Source organism: Streptomyces sp. NPDC031670 (genome assembly GCF_055580545.1).
The window spans coordinates 89019-104608 of sequence record NZ_JBVILC010000015.1; the positions used below are offsets into that span (position 1 = coordinate 89019).

General features: G+C 72.8%; 16 protein-coding genes. 10 read left to right on the forward strand and 6 right to left on the reverse strand.

Annotated features, from left to right (window positions below):
• Positions 1-25 precede the first annotated feature (25 nt).
• A complete protein-coding gene (locus ACZ5ID_RS25985) occupies positions 26-628 on the forward strand; it encodes a hypothetical protein (RefSeq protein ID WP_468902397.1) in 603 nt (200 codons plus the stop codon).
• A 324-nt stretch (positions 629-952) separates the two neighbouring features.
• Here ACZ5ID_RS25985 and ACZ5ID_RS25990 read toward each other — a convergent pair whose 3' ends face one another.
• Positions 953-1177, reverse strand: coding sequence for a hypothetical protein (locus ACZ5ID_RS25990; protein WP_468902400.1), 225 nt, complete (start codon positions 1175-1177; stop codon positions 953-955).
• A 77-nt stretch (positions 1178-1254) separates the two neighbouring features.
• On the opposite strand from ACZ5ID_RS25990, the gene map reads away from it, so the two are divergent.
• Positions 1255-2112 (forward strand): type I methionyl aminopeptidase, encoded by an 858-nt coding sequence (gene map / locus ACZ5ID_RS25995; RefSeq protein ID WP_406554671.1) that lies wholly within the window; start codon positions 1255-1257, stop codon positions 2110-2112.
• A 29-nt stretch (positions 2113-2141) separates the two neighbouring features.
• Positions 2142-2816, forward strand: a complete 675-nt coding sequence (locus ACZ5ID_RS26000) for a biliverdin-producing heme oxygenase (RefSeq protein ID WP_468902403.1) — start codon at positions 2142-2144, stop codon at positions 2814-2816.
• A gap of 27 nt (positions 2817-2843) precedes the next feature.
• On the opposite strand, the gene ACZ5ID_RS26005 is transcribed toward ACZ5ID_RS26000, so the two are convergent.
• A complete protein-coding gene (locus ACZ5ID_RS26005; protein ID WP_468902406.1) occupies positions 2844-3521 on the reverse strand; it encodes a PhzF family phenazine biosynthesis protein in 678 nt (225 codons plus the stop codon).
• Positions 3522-3848: 327 nt separating this feature from the next.
• Here ACZ5ID_RS26005 and efeO point away from each other — a divergent pair, with 327 nt between their 5' ends.
• From efeO to ACZ5ID_RS26025, 4 genes are read left to right on the forward strand one after another with little or no spacing between them, the layout of a single operon-like run.
• A complete protein-coding gene (gene efeO, locus ACZ5ID_RS26010) occupies positions 3849-4991 on the forward strand; it encodes an iron uptake system protein EfeO (protein WP_468902409.1) in 1143 nt (380 codons plus the stop codon).
• Between the two features lie 33 nt (positions 4992-5024).
• Entirely contained in the window at positions 5025-6317 is a 1293-nt protein-coding gene (gene efeB, locus ACZ5ID_RS26015; protein WP_468902412.1) for an iron uptake transporter deferrochelatase/peroxidase subunit, read from the forward strand.
• A 25-nt stretch (positions 6318-6342) separates the two neighbouring features.
• Entirely contained in the window at positions 6343-7350 is a 1008-nt protein-coding gene (gene efeU / locus ACZ5ID_RS26020; protein ID WP_468902414.1) for an iron uptake transporter permease EfeU, read from the forward strand.
• A complete protein-coding gene (locus ACZ5ID_RS26025; RefSeq protein ID WP_468902643.1) occupies positions 7238-8209 on the forward strand; it encodes an SCO2278 family lipoprotein in 972 nt (323 codons plus the stop codon). Before efeU ends, ACZ5ID_RS26025 begins: the two co-directional genes overlap by 113 nt.
• A 197-nt stretch (positions 8210-8406) precedes the next feature.
• Here ACZ5ID_RS26025 and ACZ5ID_RS26030 read toward each other — a convergent pair whose 3' ends face one another.
• Both ACZ5ID_RS26030 and ACZ5ID_RS26035 read right to left on the reverse strand, forming a co-directional pair.
• A complete protein-coding gene (locus ACZ5ID_RS26030; protein ID WP_468902417.1) occupies positions 8407-9141 on the reverse strand; it encodes a bifunctional DNA primase/polymerase in 735 nt (244 codons plus the stop codon).
• Between the two features lie 93 nt (positions 9142-9234).
• Positions 9235-9912: a TetR/AcrR family transcriptional regulator gene (locus tag ACZ5ID_RS26035; protein ID WP_468902420.1), complete on the reverse strand. Its 678-nt coding sequence runs from the start codon at positions 9910-9912 to the stop codon at positions 9235-9237.
• Between the two features lie 191 nt (positions 9913-10103).
• Here ACZ5ID_RS26035 and ddaH point away from each other — a divergent pair, with 191 nt between their 5' ends.
• Complete coding sequence (gene ddaH, locus ACZ5ID_RS26040; RefSeq protein WP_468902423.1) at positions 10104-10946, forward strand: dimethylargininase; 843 nt, start codon at positions 10104-10106, stop codon at positions 10944-10946.
• A gap of 175 nt (positions 10947-11121) precedes the next feature.
• On the opposite strand, the gene ACZ5ID_RS26045 is transcribed toward ddaH, so the two are convergent.
• Positions 11122-12114: a small ribosomal subunit Rsm22 family protein gene (locus ACZ5ID_RS26045; RefSeq protein ID WP_468902426.1), complete on the reverse strand. Its 993-nt coding sequence runs from the start codon at positions 12112-12114 to the stop codon at positions 11122-11124.
• Positions 12115-12164: 50 nt separating this feature from the next.
• A complete protein-coding gene (locus tag ACZ5ID_RS26050) occupies positions 12165-13430 on the reverse strand; it encodes a multidrug effflux MFS transporter (protein WP_468902428.1) in 1266 nt (421 codons plus the stop codon).
• 204 nt (positions 13431-13634) lie between these two features.
• Between ACZ5ID_RS26050 and ACZ5ID_RS26055 the strand changes: the two genes are divergently transcribed.
• The gene (locus ACZ5ID_RS26055) at positions 13635-14399 is read left to right on the forward strand and encodes an SDR family oxidoreductase (protein ID WP_468902431.1); all 765 of its coding nucleotides are present in this window, start codon (positions 13635-13637) and stop codon (positions 14397-14399) included.
• Positions 14400-14721: 322 nt separating this feature from the next.
• Positions 14722-15579 carry a PhzF family phenazine biosynthesis isomerase gene (locus tag ACZ5ID_RS26060; RefSeq protein ID WP_468902434.1) on the forward strand — a complete coding sequence of 286 codons (858 nt, stop codon included), beginning with the start codon at positions 14722-14724 and terminating at the stop codon, positions 15577-15579.
• Positions 15580-15590: the final 11 nt, after the last annotated feature.

Below are 15590 nucleotides of genomic sequence, written 5' to 3' on the forward strand. Positions count from 1 at the left end.
GTGCGGTGCGGCAGGATGCCGGGGCATGGATGCCGTACGCGTCGCACTGTTGCGGGAAGTCCTCGCGGGGACGGAGTGGCTGCGCGGGACCCGCCGGTTCGCGGGGGTGCTGCGGGGGTCGGTGGTGCCGAACGGCGGCGGGCTGCTGCTCGTGGGCACCGAGGCGTACGAGCCGTGGCACCTCGCGGCGCACCTGACCGACGAGGCGGCGTGGTCGGGGGTTCCCGAGCTCACCCCCACGCTGGTACGCCACCGGGTCGAGCCGGGCCGGGGGCCGCACCTGTCCGTCGGGCTGGGGCGTCTGGAGGCCGCCGGGCGGGGCGAGACGCTCCTGCTGGTGGCCCCGGACCGGCCGGACGGAGGCCTCCTGGAGCGGGTGCACGACGCCCGGCGGGCGGGGGCGCGGGTGCTGGCGCTGGACGGGGGCGACGCGGAGGTGCGGGGCCTGGTCCACGAGTCGCTGACGGTGCCGCCGGGGGCGGAGGTGGATCTGGACACGGTCCAGCATCTGGTGAGCGCGGCGGCCGGGGAGAACGGGCTGCCCGTGCAGCGGGGCCGGCGGCGCCTGCGCGACCGCCTCTCCCGCCTGGCGGACCAGCTGACGGCACCGCCGCCGGCGCGATGGTGACCTCGCGGGGCGGGCCCGGTCTTCGTCCGCGGGTGCACTGTGGCCGGCCGCGCAGCCCCTGCGGGGCGGGCCCGGTCTTCGTCCGGCGGGTGCACTGTGGCTGATCGCGCAGTTCCCCGCGCCCCTGAAACCCGCCTTCGCCCGCAGGCCGTGGTCGGTTGCTCGCGCAGTTCCCCGCGCCCCTGAAAACCCGCTGCCGCCCGGGGCTCGCGCCCGTGAAGGGGGGCCGGGCTGAGCTGGGTTTCCCGGGGGCAAGGGGGTTGCCTCAGGGACGCGGGGAACTGCGCGAGCAACCCACCACCACCCGCACACGAACACCGGCCCTCACTCCCCCTGCCCCACCCCCTTGTCGTGCCACTTCGGATCCGTCTCCCACTCCAGGTTGCGTTCCTGGGCGGTCTGCATCGCGTGCTCCGCCTCCTCGCGGCTCGCGTAGGGGCCGAAGCGGTCCTTGGCGGGACACTCCGGGCCCTCCTCGACCTTGCCGTGGACCAGGCAGTAGAACCACTCGCCCGGCTTTCCGGCCGTGCGCTTCTTGAACAGGGCCATACAGAGGCTCCTTCCTCGGTCCGTCCTCGGACCTTCTCGACCATGCTGCCCCAACGCGGCTCGATAGACTCGCCGGCATGTCTGGCCAGTCGCTGCTCGTACCAGGGGAGCTCTCTCCCACCCGCTCCGTCCCGGGCAACATCCGCCGCCCCGAGTACGTCGGGAAGCCCATGCCCGCGCCGTACACCGGCCCCGAGGTGCAGTCCGCCGAAACGATTGAGCTCATGCGGATCGCGGGCCGTATCGCCGCCCGCGCCATGGAGGAGGCCGCCAAGCTCATCGCACCCGGCGTGACCACCGACGAGCTCGACCGGGTCGCGCACGAGTACATGTGCGACCACGGCGCGTACCCCTCGACACTGGGCTACCGGGGCTTCCCCAAGTCCCTGTGCAGCTCCGTCAACGAGGTCATCTGCCACGGCATCCCCGACTCCACCGTCCTGAACGACGGCGACATCGTGAACCTGGACGTCACGGCGTACATCGGCGGCGTCCACGGCGACAACAACGCCACCTACCTCTGCGGCGACGTCGACGAGGAGTCGAAGCTGCTGGTCGAGCGGACCCGGGAGTCGCTCAACCGCGCCATCAAGGCCGTCAGGCCCGGCCGCCAGATCAACATCATCGGGCGCGTCATCGAGTCGTACGCCAAGCGGTTCGGCTACGGCGTCGTGCGCGACTTCACCGGCCACGGCATCAGCACCGCCTTCCACTCCGGGCTGATCGTGCCGCACTACGACGCGCCGCACGCCACGACCGTCATCAAGCCGGGGATGACCTTCACCATCGAGCCGATGCTGACGCTGGGGACGCACGAGTACGACATGTGGGAGGACGGCTGGACCGTCGTCACGCGCGACCGGAAGCGGACGGCCCAGTTCGAGCACACACTGGTGGTGACCGAGACGGGCGCGGAGATCCTCACGCTGCCCTGACCGTCGCCCCGCTTCTCCGGAGGCACGCCTTGGACACGCCGCTCCCCACACCCTCCCCCACGCGCTTCTCCACCCGTATCCGCACGGCGTCGCACGAGCGGCACACGGAGGCGGAGAACTCCGGCTTCATGAGCGCCCTGCTCGGCGGCCGGCTGGGCGTGGAGGCGTACGCCCGGTACACCGAGCAGCTGTGGTTCGTGTACCGGGCGCTGGAGGAGGGAGCGGCGGCGCTGCGCCACGACCCGGTGGCGGGGCCGTTCATCCGGCCGGAGCTGATGCGTACGCCCTCGCTGGAACGGGACCTGGCGTATCTGCGGGGCGCGGGGTGGGAGCGCGAGGCCGTGCCGCTGCCCGCGACCCGGGCCTACGCGGCGCGGGTGCGGGAGTGTGCCGTGACGTGGCCCGCCGGCTATGTGGCGCACCACTACACGCGGTACCTCGGGGATCTCTCCGGCGGCCAGATCATCCGGGACCGGGTTGAGAAGACGTGGGGGTTCGCCCGGAAGGGCGACGGGGTGCGGTTCTACGTGTTCGAGTCGATTCCGAATCCCGCCGCGTTCAAGCGGGGGTACCGGGAGCTGCTGGACGCGGTGGGGGTGGACGAGCTGGAGAAGCAGCGGGTGGTGGAGGAGTGCCGGCGGGCGTTCGCGATGAACACGGCGGTGTTCTCGGAGCTGGGGGAGGAGTTCCCGCGGAGTGCTTAGCCCGGACTCCGTCCGGGGATCGCCCCCTCACGCCGTGCGGCTGCCCTCCAGACGGACCCTGCCGCCCAGTTCTATCGTCTCGTCCGGGCCCGGGGCCGTCAGGAGCTGCGAACCGGCGCCCTGCGTGATGTTCAGGGCGCGGCCCAGCCGGGCCGTGAGGAGCAGGGCCGCCGCTCCCGTGGCCTCGTCCTCCGTGATGCCGTCGCCCCGGCCCGGGAACGCTCTCGCCCGGACGCGGCCCGCGGCCTCGTCCTCCCAGGCCCAGGCGTACACCCACTCCCCCGGCTCGGGCACCTCCAGGGCGTCCACCTCGGCCGCCGAGGCGTACCGGCGCAGGGTGCGCGGCGGGGCCCAGCCCGGGTGGGCCGTGATCCAGGTGAACTCGCCGTCCTGGCGCGCGAACACCTCCCCGACGGGCAGCTCCAGTACGTCCACGTCGAGCAGCCAGGCCGCGCCGACCAGCGGATGCCCCGCGAAGGGCAGCCGCAGGCCCGGTGTGTAGATGTCGACGGCGCCCCGCTCGGGGTCGTCCACGAACACCGTCTCGCTGAAGCCGAGCTCCTTGGCCAGCGCCTGCCGGGCCGCCTCGTCGGGCAGCAGCGAACCCTCGCGCACCACGCCGAGGGCGTTGCCGTGGCGGCCGTCGGGACCGCAGAAGACCCTCAGTACGTCGATGAGGACGCCGGGTACGCCGTTTTCCGTCACCCCCGCATTCAACCCCACCGGCGAAGGCGCGGGGCCGGTGTTCACCCGGACGGGATCACAGGGGCGCAGGGAAGCGCGCGGGGGCGCGGGAAATCAGCCATGCGCAGGGGTGTGAGCCCGGGGCAAACCGGATGGATCATGGTCCACGCAGCGCCGCTTGACCGCTCCTTGACCTCGCCATGGCTTTCTTGTGATTGGCCTGTTATCGACCGGTGTCACCTGGGGCGAGGTGAGAGCTGAATCACGGACCCGATGGGTATCGGTCAGGTAAGCCTCGGTTAAGTTAGGTCCGCCTCACCCCCTGACCGAAACCAGTGTGGAGCCCACATGCGAGCCGTCCGTCTCTCCGTTGTCACCGCTGCCACGGCCGCGGCGGCGCTGGCCGCCGTCACGGGCTGCTCCTCGAAGAGCGACTCCAAGAGCGCTGACGGCGCCATCCAGGTCACCGCCTCGGACGACGCCTGCAAGGTGTCCAAGACCGAGTTCGCGGCCGGGCACGTGCAGTTCGCCATCGAGAACAAGGGCTCCAAGGTCACCGAGGTCTATCTGCTCTTCCCGGACGACCGGATCGTCGCCGAGCGCGAGAACATCGGCCCCGGCCTCAAGCAGAACCTCACCGCCGAGGTGAAGGCCGGCTCGTACGAGATCGCCTGCAAGCCCGGCATGAAGGGCAACGGCATCCGCCAGAAGGTCACCGTGACCGGCGGCGGCCAGACTCCCAGGCGCGACCCGAAGCTGGACGCGGCCGTCGCCGCCTACCGCACCTATGTGCAGCAGCAGGCCGACGAGACCCTGCCGAAGCTGAAGACCTTCACCGACGCCGTCGCGGCCGGTGACGTCGAGGGCGCGAAGAAGGCGTACGCCCCCTCGCGCATCGGCTGGGAGCGCACCGAGCCGGTCGCCGAGTCCTTCGGTGACATCGACCCGAAGACCGACACCCGCGAGGACGGCCTGGAGAAGGGCCAGACGTGGACCGGCTGGCACCGCCTGGAGAAGGCGCTGTGGGCCGACGGCAGGATCGGTGACGAGGAGAAGAAGCTCGCGGTCCAGCTCTCCACGGACATCGCCGACTGGCAGAAGCGCGTCGGCACCGCCGACATCACCCCGACCTCCATGGCCAACGGCGCCAAGGAGCTCCTGGACGAGGTCTCCACCGGCAAGGTCACCGGTGAGGAGGAGCGCTACAGCCACACCGACCTGGTCGACTTCAAGGGCAACGTCGAGGGCGCCCAGAAGGCGTACGAGCTGCTGAAGCCGGTCGCCGCCAAGAACGACCCGAAGCTCACCGCCGAGCTGGACAAGCAGTTCGCGGCGATCGAGGCCCAGCTCGACAAGTACCGCGCCGACAAGGACTCCTACGACTTCACCCCGTACGACAAGGTCGGCGCGAGCGAGCGCAAGCAGCTCTCCGACGGCGTCAACGCGCTCAGCGAGCCGCTCTCCAAGCTCGCCGCGGCCGTCGCCAAGTAACCCGTACGCGGACAGAACAGGAGGGGATACGCCATGAGCGACACGACCGACGCCGACGCCGGCACCACCACCGGCACCGCCGGGGACGCGAAGTCCTCGGCGCCGTCCCGCCGTTCCCTGCTCGGCTGGGGCGGTGCGGGCCTGGCGCTCGGCGCCGCCGCGGCCGGAGGCGCGGTCGCCGCGGTGCGCGGCGACGGCGGTGACGCGGTGCCCGCCGCCGAGTCCGGCGCGGCCGTGCCGTTCTACGGCGTCCACCAGGCCGGCATCGCCACCGCGGTCCAGGACCGGCTGCACTTCGCCGCGTTCGACGTGACCACCAAGGACCGCGCCGAGCTGGTCCAGCTCCTCAAGGACTGGACGGCCGCCGCGGCCCGGATGACCGCGGGCCAGACGGTCGGCGAGGGCGCCTACGGCGGTCTCGCCGAGGCGCCGCCGGACGACACCGGCGAGGCGCTCGGCCTCAAGCCGTCCCGGCTGACCCTCACCGTCGGCTTCGGCCCCTCGCTCTTCGCCAAGGGCCGCTTCGGCCTGGAGGGCAAGCGGCCCGAGGCGCTGGTCGACATCGAGAAGTTCCCGCACGACAACCTCGACCCGGCGCGCAGCGACGGCGACCTGTGCGTCCAGGCGTGCGCGGACGACCCGCAGGTGGCGGTGCACGCGATCCGCAACCTGGCCCGGATCGCCATGGGCCGCGCCGCGGTGCGCTGGTCCCAGCTGGGCTTCGGCAAGACCTCCTCGACCACGCCCGAGGCGCAGACCCCGCGCAACATGATGGGCTTCAAGGACGGCACCCGGAACGTCTCGGGCACCGACACCGCCGCGCTGGACCAGCACGTCTGGGTCGGCGAGAAGGACGGCTCGCCCTGGATGACCGGCGGCTCCTACCTGGTGGCCCGCCGCATCCGGATGCACATCGAGGCCTGGGACCGCACCGGTCTGCAGGAGCAGGAGGACGTGTTCGGGCGCGACAAGGGCGAGGGCGCCCCGGTCGGCAAGGCCAAGGAGCGCGACGAGCCGTTCCTGAAGGCGATGAAGCCGGACGCGCATGTGCGTCTGGCGCACCCCGACTCCAACGGCGGGGCGACGATCCTGCGCCGCGGCTACTCCTTCACCGACGGCACGGACGGGCTGGGCCGCCTGGACGCGGGCCTGTTCTTCCTCGCCTACCAGCGGGACGTCCGCAAGGGCTTCCTGCCCGTCCAGCGCAGCCTGGCGCGCCACGACGCGCTCAACGAGTACATCCAGCACGTGAGTTCGGCGATTTTCGCCGTCCCGCCCGGCGTCCGCGACAAGGACGACTGGTGGGGCCGGGCACTGTTCAGCTGATCGGCCGAGGGCTGAGGGGAATCGAATGTTCGGCAATTATCTGATCGGCCTGCGCGAGGGTCTCGAGGCCAGTCTGGTCGTCTGCATCCTCGTCGCGTACCTGGTCAAGACCGGCCACCGCGAGGCGCTGCGGCCCATCTGGATCGGCATCTCCGTCGCCGTCCTGGTGGCGCTGGGCTTCGGCGCGGGCCTGGAGTTCGGCTCGCAGGAGATGACCTTCAAGGCGCAGGAGGCGCTCGGCGGCTCGCTGTCGGTCGTCGCCGTCTGCCTGGTCACCTGGATGGTCTTCTGGATGCGGCGCACCGCGCGGTTCCTGAAGTCCGAGCTCCAGGGCAAGCTGGACGCGGCCCTGCGCCTGGGCACCGGCGCCCTGGTGGCCACCGCCTTCCTGGCGGTGGGCCGGGAGGGCCTGGAGACCTCGCTGTTCGTCTGGACCTCGGTGCACGCGGCCGGCTCCGACAGCGGCAACACCGACCCGCTGGTCGGCGCGCTCCTCGGGCTCGCCACGGCGGTCTTCCTGGGCTGGCTGTTCTACCGGGGCGCGCTGAAGATCAACCTGGCGAAGTTCTTCACCTGGACCGGCGCGATGCTGGTCGTGGTGGCGGCGGGCGTCCTCGCGTACGGCGTGCACGACCTCCAGGAGGCCGACTTCATCCCCGGCATCAAGAACCTGGCGTTCGACATCAGCTCCACGGTTCCGCCGGACAGCTGGTACGGCACGGTCCTCAAGGGCGTCTTCAACTTCCAGCCCGACCCGACCGTCCTCCAGGTCACGGTGTGGGCGCTGTACCTCATCCCCACGCTCGCACTGTTCTTCGCCCCGGTAGGGTTCGCGAAGTCCGCCGGGAGCGCCGCTCCCGCGGCGGCGGCCCAGCAGGCGGCCAAGAAGGACGAGGGGCAGAAGGCAGTCCATGAGCAGGGTGAGGCGGCTGACGGGGGCGCTCGCGGCGGTGACCGTACTGACGGTGACGGCGAGCGGCTGCGTGACGGTGCACGGCGAGCGGGAAGTAGTCCCGTCGGCGACCAGGGCTGAGGCCGCACAGGCGCTCAGGGACTTCACGGACGCGTACAACAGGGCCGACAAGGCCTACGACCCGGCCCTCGACGCGGGCCGGGTCACCGGCCCGCTCGGGGCGGTCAACCAGGCCGGGCTCCAGGCCCGCCACGTCACCGACCCGGGCGGCAACCCGCAGCACGTGCCGCTGGAGCTCACCGACGCGCGGTTCTCCATACCCAGGAAGGCGGGCTGGCCCCGCTGGTTCGTCGCGGACACCGACTCCAACCGCGACAAGGACACCGGGCCGACCGACACGCGCTGGCTGCTGGTGTTCGTACGCGCCGGGGCGGACGACGTCTGGAAGGTCGCCCACCTCTCGGTGCTGGCCCCCAAGGACGTACCGGCCCTCGCCGTGGACGAGGACGGCTTCGCCGAGCCCGTACGTCCCGACGACACCGGCCTCGCGGTCGCCCCGAAGGACCTGAGCGAGAGTTACGTGGCGTATCTGCGCACCGGCCGCCCCGAGACCTTCGCGCCCGGCCCGCACACCACCGAGTGGCGCGACCAGCGCAAGAAGAACGCGGTCCTGCCCGGGATGTCCACCCAGTACGTGGACCAGCCGCTGGACGGCGGCGACTTCGCCCCCCTGGCCCTGCGCACCCGCGACGGCGGCGCCCTCGCCTTCTTCGCCACCCGCCACTTCGAACGCCAGACGGCGGCGAAGGGGGTACGTCTGAACATCAACGCGGACGTACGGGCCCTGATGACGGGCGAGGCGAAGTCGACGGTGACGAAGGAACGCGTCTCGGACGACACGGCGCGGGTCCCTGCGGGGCGGGGGGCGGTGTCGGTGATCAACCGGTTGCAGGGGTTGGTGTCGGCGAAGGGGGAGTAGGTGTGGGGGCGGGTGGGTCGGTTGTCCGTCTGCGGGCCGGTGGGGGCTGGTCGCGCAGTTCCCCGCGCCCCTAGAGGCAGAAGGCCTGGCCCCGTACGGCAATGACATGCGGTCCGGGCCAGGTTTTCAGTGGTGCGGGGAACTGCGCCAGCAAGCCACCACCGGGCCGCAGGCGGGCAACAGTCCCCCGGGAGGGGTTACCGGCCGAGGGGCCAGACCACGGCGTGGGCGTCACCGGCGCCGTGCCGGGCGCACGCGTCCGTGAGGGACTCCAGCAGGGTCAGCGGATCGGGCAGATCGTGCTCGGGCCCTCGGACCCACGCCACGACGTGGTCTCCCGGCAGCCGGGCGGGCGGCACCAGCACATAGCTGCCCCGGCAGTGCCACCGCAGCCCGGGATGCTCGTCCATCGTCTCCGGATGGCAGTCCAGCTCGCACGGCCACCACTCGTCCTCGTCCTCCGGCGTCCCCCGCGTCGCCGTGAAGAAGAGCATCCGGGCCTGGTCGCCGACGCCCCCGGACTCGGCCACCGGGCCCACCTCGACGCCTTCCGCGAGCAGCCGCTCCAGCGCCTCGCGCCCCGCGTCGAGGGGGACGTCCAGCACGTCGTGGACCATTCCCGTCGCGGTGATGAAGTTCGCCTCGGGCTGCCCCAGCGCCCACCGCTCGATCTGGGCACGGTCGGTGGTCGACTGCGTCTGCCAGGCGAACGAGACCGGGTGCCGCGCCGGGGTGGGACAGCCCACGCGGTCGCAGGAGCACCGGTAGCCGACGGGATACGCGGCCGGGGCCAGCGGCAGCTTCGCGGCGGCGGCGGCGAGCAGCAGATCGAGACGGCCCGTGCCGGCGCCGGGGGCGTCCTTGGGACGCCTGCGCAGCCAGCGGGACAGCTTGCTCTCCGAGCTGCCGGAACGCCCGTACTCCGCGCCCATCTATCCCCTCACCTCACCGTTGCCCCGCGAGAACCTTCTCCCATGCTCCCACCATCCTGCGCCCGCCGAGGCCGTACCCCCCAACCCGGGCCCTCAGCGAGGGGCGAGTCCGCGCAGGGCGTACTCGACGACGGTGTCCGCATACGCGTGGGTGAGCGGCAGGGTGCGCAGCAGCCAGCGGTGCGAGAGGGGGCCCACCAGCAGTTCCAGGGCGGTGCGCGGGTCGACGTCGGCCCGTACCTCGCCCGCGTCCTGCGCGGAGCGCAGCCGGTCCACGTACAGCCTCAGCTGCGGCTCCAGGAGGTTGTGGACGAACGCGGCGGCGATCTCGGGGTCCACGATCCCCTCCGCCGCGAGCGCCCGGTACGGCGCCTCGGTGGCGTTGTCGTTGAGCTCGTCCACGGTGGCGCGCAGCACCAGCTTGAGGTCGGACTCCAGGTCACCGGTGTCGGGCAGGGACACCTCGCCCTGGACGGCCTGGCGGCTGAGGTCGACGAACGCCTCCAGCAGCACGGCCGCCTTCGAGGGCCACCAGCGGTAGATGGTCTGCTTGCCGACGCCGGCCCGGGCGGCGATGCCCTCGATGGTGGTCTTGGCGTAGCCCGTCTCGCCGACGAGGGAGAGTGCCGCGTCGTAGATCGCGCGCCGCGAGCGTTCGCTGCGGCGGGTGGAGTCGGGTGCCTTGGCGGGTGCCTTGGCGTGGGTGGCGGCGGGTGCCTCCGCACGGGGGGATTCGGGTGTCTTCTCGGACGCATGCCCCTTGTTCACCATGCCGGGATCCTAGCGTCACCGAGTCGAAACGTATCGTCTCTGTCAAGGGTGCGCGCGGGGCAACAGTGGGTGAAGCGGCGGAAAAACACCCGTACGGATCACTGCGGGAACGGCGGGCAGGCCGCACCATGGGCTGACCACCACCCGCAGATGCGGCGCGTGCAGCCGAAGTCGTCCGTGAGGAGCCCTCATTGCTCAGTGAGACCCGTGACCTCCGTGCACCCCGAGTCGCCAGACCCCGGCGCTATCTGATGTGCCCACCGGCACACTTCAAGGTCACGTACTCGATCAACCCCTGGATGGACCCCGCCAAGCCCGTCGATCTGCCGCTCGCACACGCCCAGTGGGAGGACCTGCGGGACCGGTACCGGGCGCTCGGCCACACCGTCGAGCTGCTCGAACCCCGCCCCGACCTGCCCGACATGGTCTTCGCCGCCAACGGGGCGACCGTGATCGACGGCCGGGTGCTGGGCGCCCGCTTCGCCCACCCGGAACGGGAGGCGGAGGCCGAGGCCCATCTGGAGTGGTTCCGCGCGCACGGCTTCACGGAGATCCACGAGCCGGCCCACATCAACGAGGGCGAGGGCGACTTCGCGGTCACCGCGTCCTATGTGCTGGCCGGGCGCGGCTTCCGGTCGAGCCCGCTCTCGCACGACGAGGCGCAGGAGTTCTTCGGGCGTCCGGTGATCGGGCTCGACCTCGTCGACCCGCGCTACTACCACCTGGACACGGCGCTGTCCGTCCTGGACGACTCGGCCGACGAGATCATGTACTACCCCGGGGCCTTCTCCCCCGGCAGCCGGGCCGTGCTCGCGCGGCTTTTCCCGGACGCGGTGATCGCCTCGGAGGAGGACGCGGCGGCGCTGGGCCTGAACGCGGTGAGCGACGGTCTCCATGTGCTGCTGCCGCAGGGGGCGGTGGGGCTGTTCTCGTCCCTGCGGGAGCGGGGGTTCGTTCCCGTGGGGATGGATCTGGGTGAGCTGCTGAAGGGCGGCGGCAGCGTGAAGTGCTGCACGCAGGAGCTGCGCGCCTGATCCACGGGATGCGTTGCCTTCGTGCGCGGGCCGTGCCTGGCCGGCCGCGCAGTTCCCCGCGCCCCTCAGGGGGTACCGGCCCGGCTCGATCAGCCACGGCCCGCCTTTAGGGGCGCGGGGAACTGCGCGAGCAAGCCGCCACCGGGCCGCAGACGGAGCGACCGGACAGGTCGGCCTACCCGGCCGGAGGCCAGGCGTCGCCCCACTCCGTGTCGCGTGCCGCCCGGTACACCTCCCCGTGCCGCTTCGTCACCGTCTCCCTCCGCAGCACCCCCTCCCCCGCGCACAGCTCCAGCAGCACCTGGCCCTTGCGGATCTGCGGGCGCCGCGTCACGCGGTTCACGGCGGGCTCGGCCGCCACCCCCCGGACCGCCGCCACATAGCTGAACTTCTCGTCCTCGTACGCCAGCGAACCCCCCTTGACCTGCCGGTGCAGGGACGAGCGGCTGACCCGGGCGGAGAAGTGGCACCAGTCCGTGCCGGGCTCGATCGGGCAGGCGGCGCTGTGCGGGCAGGGGGCCGCGACGGTGAAGCCGGCCGCGATGAGGCGGTCCCGGGCCTCGATGATCCGGGCGTAGCCGTCGGGGGTGCCGGGCTCGACGATGACCACGGCGCCGGTCGCCGCGCGGGCGACCGCGTCCACGAGGGCCCCGCGGTCCTCGGTGGTCAGCTCGTTCAGGACGTACGAGACGGTGACGAGGTCGGTCTCCGGCAGGCTCAGCGCCGTACCGATCCGGGCCCGCTCCCAGCGGATCGACCGCAGCCCCTCGACGCCGGAGGACTCGGCCAGTTCACGGCCGAGCGCGAGCGCGGGCTCGGCCCAGTCCAGGACCGTGGTCGCGGGGGACCAGGCCTCGGCGACGGCCCAGCTCGCCGCGCCGGTGCCGCCGCCGACGTCGGTGTGGGTGGCGGGAGACCAGTGCGGCACCGCGTCCTGGAGGGCGGCTAGCGCGGACCGTACCGCCTCGAAGGTCGCGGGCATCCGGTACGCGGCGTACGCGGCCACGTCGGAGCGGTCGCGCAGCACCGGCGCGTGCGTCTGGGTGGCACCCCGGTAGTTGGCGATCAGCCGGTCGACGGCCCGCGCGGCCTGCGACGGCGGCAGCCCGTCGAGCAGCCCGGCGAGGGCGGAGCGCAGGGCCTGCGGGACGGGGACGTTCTCGTTCACCTGGGGATTCTACGGGCGCGGCGAGCCGCGGCGGGCGCGCCCGGGGCGGCTCAGGCCGCGGTCTCCTGCCGCTGCCAGGGCCGGCACAGCAGCAGGAAGCAGAGCAGCGCCGCCACACCGGAGGCGAGCTGCACCACCGCCATCGGCACGGCCGTCCCTTCCCCCGCGATCCCCACCAGCGGCGATGCCACCGCCCCGATCAGGAAGGACGAGGTGCCGAGCAGCGCGGAGGCGGAACCCGCCGCGTGCGGGGTGCGCATCAGGGCCTGGGCCGTGGTGTTGGGCGTGGCCATGCCCATCGCGGACATCAGCACGAACAGCCCGGCCGCGACCGGCGCGAGGCCCGGCTCGCCGAACACCCCGGACGTCATGACAAGCAGCGCCGCCGCCGCGAGCACCACCGTGCTCAGCGAGCACACCAGCACCTTGTCGAGGCTGACCCGGCCCACCAGCAGCTTCCCGTTGATCTGCCCGGCGGCGACCAGGCCGACCGAGTTGAGGCCGAAGAGGAGCGAGAAGGTCTGCGGGGAGGCCCCGTAGATCTCCTGGATCACGAACGGGGAGGCCGAGATGTAGGAGAAGAGCGCGGCGAAGGCGAGGCCGCCGGCCAGGACGTAGCCGGTGAAGACGCGGTCCTTGAGCAGGGCGCCCATGGTGCTCAGGGCCTCGCCCACCCCGCCCTCGTGCCGGCGCTCGGGCGGCAGTGTCTCGCCCAGGAAGCGCCACACGAAGAGGGTGAGCAGCAGCCCGACCCCCGTGAGCACCACGAAAACCCCGCGCCAGTCGGTCAGCCGCAGCACCTGGCCGCCGATCAGCGGCGCGACGACCGGGGCGGCGCCGGAGATCAGCATCAGGGTGGAGAAGAACCGGGCCATCTCGACGCCGTCGTACAGATCGCGCACCACCGCACGGGCGATCACTATGCCCGCCGCGCCCGCCAGGCCCTGGAGCAGCCGGAACGCGATGAGCAGGGCGGCGTCGGGGGCGAAGGCGCAGACGGCGGTGGCGATCACGTACACGGCCATGCCGGCCAGCAGCGGCCTGCGACGGCCCCATTTGTCGCTCATCGGCCCGACGACCAGCTGGCCGAGCGCCATGCCCGCCAGGCACGCGGTGAGCGTGAGCTGCACGGTGGCGGCGGGCGCGTGGAGCGCGCCGGTCACCTCGGGGAGCGCGGGCAGGTACATGTCCATGGAGAGCGGCGGGAGCGCGGTGAGCCCGCCGAGGACGAGCGTGACCAGCAGACCGGCGCGGCGGGCGGCGACGGGGGCCGCGGCCGGTATCGGGGCCGGTGCGGTCCGGCTGCTCTCCGCCATGGGCGTCTCTCCCGCTTCCGGCCGTTGCGACCGTTGTAGTTTCAAGCATCCATGCTCTCAGCCCGCCGGGGGTGCTCCGGACCGGGGTGCGGGCCGGGGTGCGGGCCGGAGTGCGGGCCGGGGGTGCGGACCGGGGGTGCGGACCGGGCCCGTATCGCGGACGGCCGCGGCCCGGGCGCGGGCGGCTCCCGTACGCTCCCGGCCATGGACGCATCCGCAGCGCGCAAGACCGCCGTCGTCACCGGCGCCGGCTCCGGCATCGGCCGCTCCGTGGCGCTCACCCTGGCCGCCGCGGGCTGGTCGGTGGCCCTCGCGGGCCGCCGCCCGGAGCCGCTGGAGGAGACCGCGGCCCTGGCGGGCCCGGACGCCGATGTCCTCCCCGTCCGTACGGACGTGACCTCACCGGAGGAGGTGGCGGCCCTCTTCGCGGCGGTACGGGACCGGTACGGGCGGCTCGACCTGCTCTTCAACAACGCCGGCACGTTCGGCCCCGGCGGGGTCGCGGTGGAGGACCTGGCGTACGAGGCGTGGCGGCATGTCGTCGACACCAACCTCAACGGGGCGTTCCTGTGCGCGCAGGCGGCGTTCCGGCAGATGAAGGAGCAGGACCCGCGGGGCGGGCGGATCATCAACAACGGTTCGATCTCGGCGCACGCGCCGCGCCCGAACTCGGTGGCCTACACGGCGACCAAGCACGCGATGACGGGCCTGACCAAGGCGCTCTCTCTGGACGGCCGCCCGTACCGGATCGCCGTCGGCCAGATCGACATCGGCAACGCGGCCACCGAGATGACGGCCCGGATGACCACGGGTGTGCCGCAGGCGAACGGGGAGCTGGCGGTGGAGCCGGTGATGGACGCGGCGGATGTGGCGCGGACGGTGCTGCACATGGCGGAGCTGCCGCTGGAGGCGAACGTGCAGTTCGCGACGGTGCTGGCTACGGCTATGCCGTATATCGGGCGGGGATGAGCGCGGCCGGGGCGCGGACTTCGACTGCGGGCCGCGAGGGGCCGGGCGCGCAGTTCCCCGCGCCCCTTGGGGGGTGACCGCAGCCAGGGACCCAACCTCGGCCCCGGCCCCCCCAGGGGCGCGGGGAACTGCGCGAGCGACCCACCACCGGCCCGCAGACGGACCCCGGGCGCAAAAGGGGCGCGGGGAACTGCGCGAGCGACCCGGCACGGGCCGCAGACGAACCGACACCCCCAGGGGCGCGGGGCCCGGGCACGGGCCGCGCACGGACTCAGCCCCCGCGGAGCGGAATGCCGCGCCCCCGCGCCGAGTTGTCAGCGACATGACCGACGTACTGCGTTACACCGCCTTCTCCTCCGACCCCGCCGGAGGCAACCCCGCCGGGGTCGTTCTCGACGCGAGCGGGCTCGACGACGACGCCATGCTCGCGATCGCCGCCGAGCTGGACTACAGCGAGACGGCGTTCCTGACCGCGCCCCCCGAGGGACTCGGCGAGCCGGGGCGGGCGTTCACGATCCGCTACTTCAGCCCGAAGGCGGAGGTCCCCTTCTGCGGCCACGCCACCGTGGCGACGGCCGTGGCGCTGGCCGAACGGATCGGCCCGGGAGACCTGGTCTTCGCGACCCCGGTCGGTACGGTCCCGGTGACGGTCACGGACGACGAGGGCGTGCTGCGGGCCACGCTCACCAGCGTCGAGCCGCACAGCGAGGACATCGCGCCCGCCGACCTCGCCGAGGCGCTGGCCGCGCTCGACTGGCCCGCCGCCGACCTGGACCCCGCCCTGCCGCCGCGTATCGCCTTCGGGGGCAACCGCCACCTGGTCCTCGGCGCCGCCACCCGCGAGCGCCTGGCGGACCTCTCCTACGACTTCGAGCGGCTGGCCGCGCTGATGCGGCGGCTCGACCTGACGACGGTTCAGCTGGCCTGGCGGGCGTCCGACACGGTCTTCCACGTCCGCGACCCGTTCCCGGTCGGCGGCGTCGTGGAGGACCCGGCGACGGGCGCCGCGGCGGCGGCCTTCGGCGCGTACGTACGCGAACTCGGCCTGGTCCCCGAGGAGTCGGTCCTCACGCTCCACCAGGGCGAGGACCTGGGCCGCCCGGGCGTTCTGACGGTGACGCTGCGCGCGGGGGACGCGAGGGTACGGGTCGGGGGCGCGGGGGCGGTCATCCCGGCGTGACCGCGCCGCCG

Coding starts and splice junctions, on each gene's coding strand:
- ACZ5ID_RS25985 (WP_468902397.1), top strand. CDS start 26: ATGGATGCCGTACGCGTCGCACTGTTGCGGGAAGTCCTCGCGGGGACG.
- ACZ5ID_RS26060 (WP_468902434.1), top strand. CDS start 14,722: ATGACCGACGTACTGCGTTACACCGCCTTCTCCTCCGACCCCGCCGGA.
- ACZ5ID_RS26055 (WP_468902431.1), top strand. CDS start 13,635: ATGGACGCATCCGCAGCGCGCAAGACCGCCGTCGTCACCGGCGCCGGC.
- ACZ5ID_RS26030 (WP_468902417.1), bottom strand. CDS start 9,141: ATGGGCGCGGAGTACGGGCGTTCCGGCAGCTCGGAGAGCAAGCTGTCC.
- efeO (WP_468902409.1), top strand. CDS start 3,849: ATGCGAGCCGTCCGTCTCTCCGTTGTCACCGCTGCCACGGCCGCGGCG.
- map (WP_406554671.1), top strand. CDS start 1,255: ATGTCTGGCCAGTCGCTGCTCGTACCAGGGGAGCTCTCTCCCACCCGC.
- ACZ5ID_RS26050 (WP_468902428.1), bottom strand. CDS start 13,430: ATGGCGGAGAGCAGCCGGACCGCACCGGCCCCGATACCGGCCGCGGCC.
- efeU (WP_468902414.1), top strand. CDS start 6,343: ATGTTCGGCAATTATCTGATCGGCCTGCGCGAGGGTCTCGAGGCCAGT.
- ACZ5ID_RS26035 (WP_468902420.1), bottom strand. CDS start 9,912: ATGGTGAACAAGGGGCATGCGTCCGAGAAGACACCCGAATCCCCCCGT.
- ACZ5ID_RS25990 (WP_468902400.1), bottom strand. CDS start 1,177: ATGGCCCTGTTCAAGAAGCGCACGGCCGGAAAGCCGGGCGAGTGGTTC.
- efeB (WP_468902412.1), top strand. CDS start 5,025: ATGAGCGACACGACCGACGCCGACGCCGGCACCACCACCGGCACCGCC.